The following is an 8,183-nucleotide window of genomic DNA, read 5'->3' as shown; positions in this document are numbered from 1 at the left end:
GCATTGAGATCATGTTCGGACGCCTGAAGGATTGGCGGCGCGTCGCCACCCGATATGACAGATGCCCAAAGGTATTCCTCTCGGCCATCGCTCTCGCTGCTACAGTCCTATTCTGGCTGTAAATCAATGAGTCTGGAGCCTAGCTTCAAACTCCGATTTCACTTCTTTTTCGGATCGTTTGTGGTCAGCCCGAAGTTGCCTAATTTTCTGCTCCTTCTCAGATAGCTTCGCGTCTGTCTCGTCGCGCACGACCTGAATGGCGGCGTCAAGCATTCCGTCGAGAAGCTCTTGATCGCGGTCGGGGTCAAAAAGCCCAGACGATCCACGCGCAGTATCCATCAAGTAGTTAACAGCGCGGTTATCCTGCAAGAGCAATTCAAACTGCTCGACCTTATCTGGGCTAAATTTTGCGACCTGATTGCGAGCGTTTTCTACCACATCTTTTCTGACACGAAGAACACGCTCGCATTGCGCCAGCATGTGCGACGTTGGCAGCTTTTCCGAATTCTCAAACCCCGTTCTCAACCAAGCAATTGTTGCCAAATCCCTTGTATCTACCACCGGGCCACATTGCGTTTCGCGAACCAAATGCGACTGAAAGCAGTAGTCTCGTGCTTTCTCAACCAGCTTTTGGTTGGAGGATATGAAAACATGACTGTTTTGAAGCGGATCGTTCCTATGCTTGCCGTGGCGCATCCGCATTATAGCAGTAACAGCGAACGCGTCGTGTTCGCGCGCTCGTGGGTTGTCCCATGTCAGAAACGAATAGATGTCCTTGTTCCGTTCCTCATCAAAGTACTTATGCTCGTTTGGAAAGTTGTCGAGTACATAATCGCGTACATCTATGCCAAACGCGTCCGCTGCCTTCTCAATGTCGGAAGCCACAGTTTGAACATAGGTTCGATCGACTTCCCCCTTTAGGACAGCGGTATGGGTTCTGCCATGTCGATCTGTTGCAGGTGCTTTCAGGTATGAGCCAAGCACTCGTTCGGCTTCTCGACAACTCTCGCTAAATACCTGAACACGGCAACCAATCGACTTTAAAGCTGCCACAATGGTTTTTGCTTCTTCCTGCAAAGCCTCGCCACTTGTTCCAACAAGACCCAACAGCATGGGGCCATCCAAGAAGAAGGTCGTGTCACTCGCTGTTTCCACTGCACTCGGCTTGCGAAAGTCTTCAACCAATTCGGCCAACAACCCAGCAGCCACAAAAAGGCTCAATTTTTCGGCAAGTTCCGGTCTCTCTTTAGCCAGCCATTGAACAAAGCGAGCGCAAACGTGGGTTTCAGATCGAGAAAGAACGGAAACATCACTTGCAAGCTCTTTAAGGGCGCTGCGTTCACCATTGCCACCGTTTCCCGACTTAAGCTCGGCTGAGATGTCAGAATTCGAATAGGCATCCAGTGATATGAGAAAGCGAACAAGGAGTTCACCGAGTTGTTCTGCTGTATGCTGCCTATAAAGCAGATCGCCCGAAATTAGGTCGAATTGTCGGAATAGTTCAGTGACTTCTTCAAAGGAGTCTTTGATAGATGTTTCCACATCAACTGCTAGCTCAGAATTGGACTGAGCAAAATAGACTTCCTTTCCATTGTATTCCCCAGAGGCCAAATGGCCATGAGCCACCAACCTTTCAACGAATACGTGTCCAACGGACTCTGTTAGATTCCACCCGTAGATTAGCTTTGCCGCTTTCGCCAACAATGAGGCCGTAATTGGTTTGCCGCTCAGCTTGTCGAGTATCGGTATATAGAAATAGCAAAGCGCGTCGATGACGTCCGAATTATCGTCGTCACGAAACGCAGAAAGAACCGCATTCACTCGTACTGCTGAAGGACCAACCGTCATGCTTCTCGACCTTGGGAAAGTTCTGCAAAAGGCACCATATCTACCTTGTGGCAAAAAGTCGAGTAAACACAGTATATAGACAAAGCAACTTCACCTAGTTGTTCTATGTTTGCAAGGTCGATTGCATGACCTGCTCATGGGCAGTTTAAGCTAGGAAGCAATGCGAAGCTAAGCTCTGCCTCTGTATCGGGGACAACATAATTCGGATTTGCACCGCTAGTGAATTTTTGTGCAGCATTCCATCTGTTCATGATTGCAGCTTTGTCTCGTACAGCAACAGTTTTAAAGCCAAATTTCAGAACTTCGTGCGAACGCCAGCTTTTGGGAAGACCGACAGGTGATTTCTGAAAAACCGTGAATGTCGGCTAGGTGCCGTTACGCGAAGTGCTTTGCACCGGCCACGCACATCACGACGAAAACCGTTACCCCGATCATCGAAGGCGCGACCGGTTCCGCTAGTAAGGCCGCTGCAAGGATCAAGCCGAAAAACGGCTGAAGCAGTTGTAGCTGCCCAACACCTGCTGTGCCCCCGCGAGCCAGACCGCGATACCAAAACACAAATCCAACCAGCATCGAAAAAATGGAGACGTATCCCAAACTGAACCAGACAGGCATGCTCAAATCGGCAAATGTGTCCGGCCATGTGAAGATTGCGAGAATGGCCATGAACGGTGATGACAAGACAAGTGCCCAGGAAATCACCTGCCAGCCGCCCAATCGACGCGAGAGCAGCGCCCCTTCGGCGTAGCCCAATCCGCAGGCGAGGATGGCCGCCAGCATTAACAGGTCTCCGATCAGGGACACTTCCGCACTTTGCGTGAGGGCAAAACCAACGACGGCCGCACTCCCCAAGACGGAAAACACCCAGAACATTCCGGACGGTCGTTCGCCGCCGCGCAACGCGCCAAATGCGGCGGTGCTCAAGGGCAAAAGCCCGATGAAGACGATCGAATGCGCAGCCGTGATGTGCTGAAGGGCTAAGGCTGTTAGCAGAGGAAAGCCGATCACGACGCCCAAGGCCACTGTTATGAGGGATCCCAGATCCGACCGCGACGGTTTCAGCTCTTTGAATAAGATCAGTAAACACAGTGCCAGAGCTGTCGCCAGCACTGCACGAGCTGAGGTCAGAAAAAGAGGGTCAAATCCACTTACGGCCACTCGTGTCGCGGGCAAGGACCCACTGAAGATCAGCACACCGATCAATCCACTGCCCCAACCCGAAAATGAAGACGTCATCGCCACACAATCCTTTTTGGATTTTGTAGTGGAAGCGCTGTGGTAAATGCAGATACAGAACAGTACAATTCACTCGAACTGTATTGATCGATGAACCCAAACAGATTGATAGCACCATGGCCAAGGCGACCCGTCGCACCCTCGTGATGGAACATATCACACGCAGGATACGGTCTCGTACATATAGCGCAGGCACCAAGCTGCCGTCTGTACGGGTGCTCGCGCGTAGAGTGGGCGTCTCGCCCTCGACCGTAGTTGAGGCCTACGACGTCTTGGCCGCTGAGGGCGTTATCTTTTCCCGACGCGGTTCTGGTTTCTTTGTTTCCGACCGCGTTCAGCCCTTTGTCGTGTCGCAAACCGGGCCACAGCTTGAGCGAGAGATTGATCCGCTTTGGGTCGCTCGGCAATCCATTGATGCAGAAGACAGCATGGAGAAGCCCGGATGCGGGTGGATGCCGTCAGACTGGATGCCTCTGGAGTCACTGCGTCGGGCCATGCGCAACGTGGCACGAGGCAACAGCAATGTGTTGACCGATTACAGCAATGCAAAGGGGCATGCGGGCCTGCGCCAGCACGTGGCACGCATGTTGGGCGATCAAAACATAGACGTCGACCCAAACACCGTTTTGCTTACAAATTCTGGGTCACAAGCGCTGGATTTGATCTGCAGATTGCTGCTCAAACCGGGAGATACAGTTCTGGTGGATGATCCATGCTATTTCAATTTTCAAGCCCTCTTGCGCGCGCATCAGGTCGCCCTTGTTAGTGTGCCCTACACGCCCAATGGTCCCGATCTCACGATGTTCGAAAGCGTCCTACGCAAAGAGCGTCCCCGGCTCTATCTGACCAACTCGGCATTGCACAATCCAACTGGCGCGACGCTCTCAGCAGCGACCGCGCATCGAGTGTTATCTCTGGCCGAGGCCCATGATCTGCTTATCGTGGAAGACGCTATCTTTGCCGAGTTCGAGCCGGACCTGTCTCCGCGTTTAGCCGCGTTGGATGGGCTGGACCGTGTTCTTACGATTGGCAGCTTCTCCAAGACGCTTTCGGCGTCGCTACGATGCGGATACATAGCTGCCCGGCATAGCTGGATTGCCGCCCTTACCGACCTTCAGGTCGCAATCAGCTTTGGTGGGCCGAGCCCGATGGTAACAGAATTGCTGCACGCAGCACTCACCGATGGAAGCTACCGCAAACATATGGACGCGCTGAGGGCCAAACTGGATCGCGCCCGCGCGCGTTCTATCGATGAGTTGGGCACCCTGGAAATCAAGCCGTTTGTGAATCCCAAGGGCGGATTTTACCTATGGTGTGAGCTGCCAGACGGAAGGGAGGCGGCCATGCTGGCACGGGAGGCTCTCAAACAAGGCGTTGTGCTTGCCCCGGGAAATGTCTTCAGCCCGACCCAGTCCAAGAATTCGTTTATGCGCTTCAACGTGAGTCAGATGACGGGAGTGACGCATAAGAAACTGCTTCGCGAGCTGATGAGTGCGACCAGGCCTCAATGACCGCTTTGCGGAAGCCGCATTGCAGCGTTGTTTAATGAAGCAAATGTCGGCTTTGGGCCGAGAATCCAATCGTTTACGACTGACCTGTTCCTTCATACCAGTCTCGTATGCTCGAGCATAATATTCCGATGCGGTGATCCTGCAAAAGAACTTCTTCAGAGCCTTCTGGTCTAAAATCCACGTACTCTAGAGCTTCGTCACCCGATATGGCCCAACGACCAAGGATTTCTCCTTCCCTTGTCACCACGTCTCCGTCCGAGTCTTCCGGATACCCGAGAAGGTTGATTGGAAATCGATAAGGGTCAGCCTCAATTTCGTTTATGGAGACGCAGGCAGCGAAGAAGGCTTCTTGCCGAGACCCGGCTGAACCTTTGGCACGTTCTGTGCCATATCCTCGGACTGACCAGACGACACGATCAGCACCCTCGGCTTCGTCTTCCAGATGAACTTCAAAGCCCCGGTAGTCCCTGTAGTACGACATTGCTCTTGTTCATTTACTGCTTTGCTGAGTGCAGATGTAGGGTCCAACACCAAAGGCTGCAATGGCGGGCTGCATCGCGTCTTTTGAAGAGCTAAGTGAGTGTCGATTTAGGGTCGCTTTTTCAAGTTTCCTATTGACCTTGAGCTACTTCAGGTCGGTATCACAATGAAGATTGGAGGGAATCCGTTATGCGTATTTCAGAAGCCGCGTCCCGGTCAGGGCTGAAGATCGATACGATCCGATACTATGAAGCGGAAGGATTAGTTCCCGACGTTGCGCGTGGCACGGACGGGCAGCGTTGTTTTTCCAAAGAAAATGTTGACTGGCTGACGCTTCTATACTGGCTGCGCGAAACGGGGATGCCCATGAAGGTCTTGCGGCAGTTTGCGGCCCTGTACGCGCAGGGAGACAGCACAATACCCGACCGGAAACACATCCTGTCCGCGCATTCCAAGCTGCTTGCGAAACGTCGCGACGATCTGGATCGATGTGACGCGATACTGGCGCGGAAGCTGGAAATTTATGAGGAGTATTTGCGTTGAAGATCATCCTCGTTGGCGCAAGCGGAGATGTGGGACGCGCCGCACACTCAGAACTGTCCGAGCGCCATGAAGTCATCAGAGCGGGAAGAACCACCGGCGATGTGTCGGTCAATATCGCCGACAAGCACTCAATTGAAGCCATGTATGACGAAGTTGGCACCTTCGATGCTGTAATCTCAACCAGCGGAAATGTGCATTTCGCGCCGCTTACCGAACAAACGGAAAAGACATTCAGTCTGGGCCTGGAACACAAAGTAATGGGACAGATCAATCTAGTCTTGCTGGGCCTGTCACGGATTTCGAACGGCGGGTCCTTCACGCTCACAAGCGGTGTATTGGATCGTGATCCGGTTGTATCGGGCACTGGGGCAGCGACTGCAAATGGCGCATTGGCCGGTTTCGTCACCAGTGCCGCTATAGAAATGCCCCGTGGCGTAAGGATCAATGTGGTCAGTCCAGGGCTGTTAGACGTTTCTGAAGAGCGTTATGGCGCATTCTTCCCCGGACATGAGCGTGTGCCGTCCGACCGGGTGGGCCGCGCTTTCGTAAAATGTGTTGAAGGAGCGATCACCGGTCAGGTTGTGATCGTTAGTTGAGGTGATTTGAATGAAGTTTGCGTATCTTATCGAACCACCATTCAACTATCGAGATAAGGATGGAACCGTCACTGGATGCGACGTTGAGCTTGCTCGCCATGTCTTTCAACAGCTTGCGATCGATGGTGTTGAGTTTGTCGAAACTGAGTTCGCGCAGCTTCTTCCCGGTCTGGCGCGAGGTGATTGGCAGATGACGACTGGCCTGTTTGCATCCGAAGACCGCAAACAACACGCACTCTTCAGCAGACCAATCTGGGCATTACCGGACGGACTGCTTGTTCTCACTGCAGACGCTAGTCATATCGGCGGATACCGGAGCCTAGCGCAATCCTGCGATCTGACCGTGGCGGTCATACGTGATCAGATTCAGCATCAGACTCTGATTGAAGTTGGCGTTGCCCAGAACCGCATCCATGTTTTTGAAACCTATACGGATGCTGCGCGTGCAGTTCAGGACCAGCAAGTCGACGCGTACGCGAGTGTTGCCCGCGCGCACGTCGGTTACGTGCAACAACAAGACGCGCAGGAATTGACCGTAGTCGAGGTTCCGTCTTGCGAGAAGCCGCCCGAAGTGGGTTGTTTTGGGATTTCAACGTCCGCCATAGAGTTCAAGAAGCACATTGATCAAGTTCTCGATCAGTTCATGGGCAGCGCGGCGCACCTTCGCTTGATAAGAGGTTTCGGCTTTGACGAAGAAGACGTCAGTCTTGTCCTTTGACCTGTGGGCTGAGAAACCAAAGCGCTATTGCGTGCGCCACGGCGACAAAATGTTCTCCTCATCAAGAGAATGATACAGGGCAGCCGAAATAGTGACGCGTAACTGAACGGCAGCAATCCGGATTTCAACCGCAGCAACGCAACGCCCGAACAAATGGCTGCCTTGGACCGTTTGACCTGGGACCAATTATCAGCATGTCCAGACCTGTTGGCTATTGCGCTATCGAAGTACTTACGGTCGTAGATCGTGTTTTGTGCCTTGGCATCCCTGAATCACATCAAGGTTCTTCGGTTTGAAATTGTTCAAGAAAGTCCAAGCGCCAATGGCAATTCATGTCGTGTATCGCCTGTAAAGTGAAACGCACGCCATCCACTACTGATTGCAGCCGGAATGTTTTTCGGGCAATCGTCAATCAGAAGCATTTGTCCGGGTTCCACTTCTAATGTTTCCGTAACAAGTGCAAAGAAGGCGGCGGCGGGTTTGCGAACGCCCATTCGACCGGATGATAACACGCGTTCGACTCGCTCTCCAAACCCCATCTCGCCTTCGATGTAAGTCGCGCGCCGCGATTCATTATTGGTAACAATAACCTGCCTGAAACCTCGATCGTTCAGCGTGTCCATTACCGCACCGACCTCGGGATCAGGTAGGGCGTCGTTTTCGAACCAGTATTCTAGCAGAGCATCCACTCCACCGACATACCCGACGCTTCTCGCCCATTCGTTCAGGCGATTTCGTAAATCGACCTTGCCAGTAATAACGTCGTCAAAGTTGTTCCGGAAAATGGCTTTTTCAAAACCGTCGAGCGAGTGACCAATGTCGACTTCAAACCTGTCGGCCCAAACGAAGCGCCCGTCGACGATATTGCGGTTCAGGACACCGTCAAAATCCCAGGCGATAACTGTCTGGGGTCCAAGAATTGCATTCGATTGTGTCATGGTAAGCCTGTTCGGGTTTGGGCACCCATTTGGGTTTCGATCTAAAGTATCGTCAGCACGGTGTTCCCTGATGAAAGCGAAGACGCCAATGCCCATCGCTTTTGTCCACAATGAGGAACGCAACGCACGCTCAATATGCCCACCATATCGGACTTCGCTTGTGTAAGTCGCTAGGTTCTGGACCTATTAATTTTGTTGCCGTCATCCCGCCTGCGTGATTCATGCCCGTGAGTTTCAGGGGTATAACATGAGCAATCTATTCTGGCTGACCGATGAGCAGATGGCGCGGCTTCAGCCTTACTTTCCAAAGAGC

The 8,183-nt window shown here is 52.6% G+C and carries 7 protein-coding genes and 1 pseudogene; 5 read left to right on the top strand and 3 right to left on the bottom strand.

Annotated features, from left to right (window positions below; genetic code table 11):
- A pseudogene (locus AB1E34_RS25885) lies at positions 1-122 on the top strand (IS5/IS1182 family transposase); the annotation flags it as partial.
- Between the two features lies 1 nt (position 123).
- Here the strand turns inward: AB1E34_RS25885 and AB1E34_RS25880 are convergent.
- Together AB1E34_RS25880 and AB1E34_RS25875 are read right to left on the bottom strand one after the other, a co-directional pair.
- Entirely contained in the window at positions 124-1,848 is a 1,725-nt protein-coding gene (locus AB1E34_RS25880; protein WP_372575173.1) for a hypothetical protein, read from the bottom strand.
- Between the two features lie 375 nt (positions 1,849-2,223).
- Positions 2,224-3,084 (bottom strand): DMT family transporter, encoded by an 861-nt coding sequence (locus AB1E34_RS25875; RefSeq protein WP_372575172.1) that lies wholly within the window; start codon positions 3,082-3,084, stop codon positions 2,224-2,226.
- An 83-nt stretch (positions 3,085-3,167) separates the two neighbouring features.
- On the opposite strand from AB1E34_RS25875, the gene AB1E34_RS25870 reads away from it, so the two are divergent.
- From AB1E34_RS25870 to AB1E34_RS25855, 4 genes are all read left to right on the top strand, one after another.
- Positions 3,168-4,595, top strand: coding sequence for an aminotransferase-like domain-containing protein (locus AB1E34_RS25870; RefSeq protein ID WP_372575171.1), 1,428 nt, complete (start codon positions 3,168-3,170; stop codon positions 4,593-4,595).
- A 669-nt stretch (positions 4,596-5,264) separates the two neighbouring features.
- Positions 5,265-5,618 (top strand): MerR family transcriptional regulator, encoded by a 354-nt coding sequence (locus AB1E34_RS25865; RefSeq protein WP_372575170.1) that lies wholly within the window; start codon positions 5,265-5,267, stop codon positions 5,616-5,618.
- Positions 5,615-6,214, top strand: a complete 600-nt coding sequence (locus AB1E34_RS25860) for a short chain dehydrogenase (protein ID WP_372575169.1) — start codon at positions 5,615-5,617, stop codon at positions 6,212-6,214. The genes AB1E34_RS25865 and AB1E34_RS25860 overlap by 4 nt, the downstream gene beginning before the upstream one ends.
- A 10-nt stretch (positions 6,215-6,224) precedes the next feature.
- A complete protein-coding gene (locus tag AB1E34_RS25855; RefSeq protein WP_372575168.1) occupies positions 6,225-6,932 on the top strand; it encodes a transporter substrate-binding domain-containing protein in 708 nt (235 codons plus the stop codon).
- Positions 6,933-7,234: 302 nt separating this feature from the next.
- On the opposite strand, the gene AB1E34_RS25850 is transcribed toward AB1E34_RS25855, so the two are convergent.
- Positions 7,235-7,966, bottom strand: coding sequence for an HAD family hydrolase (locus AB1E34_RS25850; protein ID WP_372575167.1), 732 nt, complete (start codon positions 7,964-7,966; stop codon positions 7,235-7,237).
- Positions 7,967-8,183: the final 217 nt, after the last annotated feature.

It is taken from the genome of Ruegeria jejuensis (assembly GCF_041537905.1).
Taxonomy (GTDB): domain Bacteria; phylum Pseudomonadota; class Alphaproteobacteria; order Rhodobacterales; family Rhodobacteraceae; genus Ruegeria_C.
The sequence above is the reverse complement of the archived record's forward strand: the minus strand, read 5'-3'. Positions and strand labels throughout refer to the sequence as shown.

Coding starts and splice junctions, on each gene's coding strand:
- AB1E34_RS25855 (WP_372575168.1), top strand. CDS start 6,225: ATGAAGTTTGCGTATCTTATCGAACCACCATTCAACTATCGAGATAAG.
- AB1E34_RS25850 (WP_372575167.1), bottom strand. CDS start 7,966: ATGGGCATTGGCGTCTTCGCTTTCATCAGGGAACACCGTGCTGACGAT.
- AB1E34_RS25875 (WP_372575172.1), bottom strand. CDS start 3,084: ATGACGTCTTCATTTTCGGGTTGGGGCAGTGGATTGATCGGTGTGCTG.
- AB1E34_RS25880 (WP_372575173.1), bottom strand. CDS start 1,848: ATGACGGTTGGTCCTTCAGCAGTACGAGTGAATGCGGTTCTTTCTGCG.
- AB1E34_RS25865 (WP_372575170.1), top strand. CDS start 5,265: ATGCGTATTTCAGAAGCCGCGTCCCGGTCAGGGCTGAAGATCGATACG.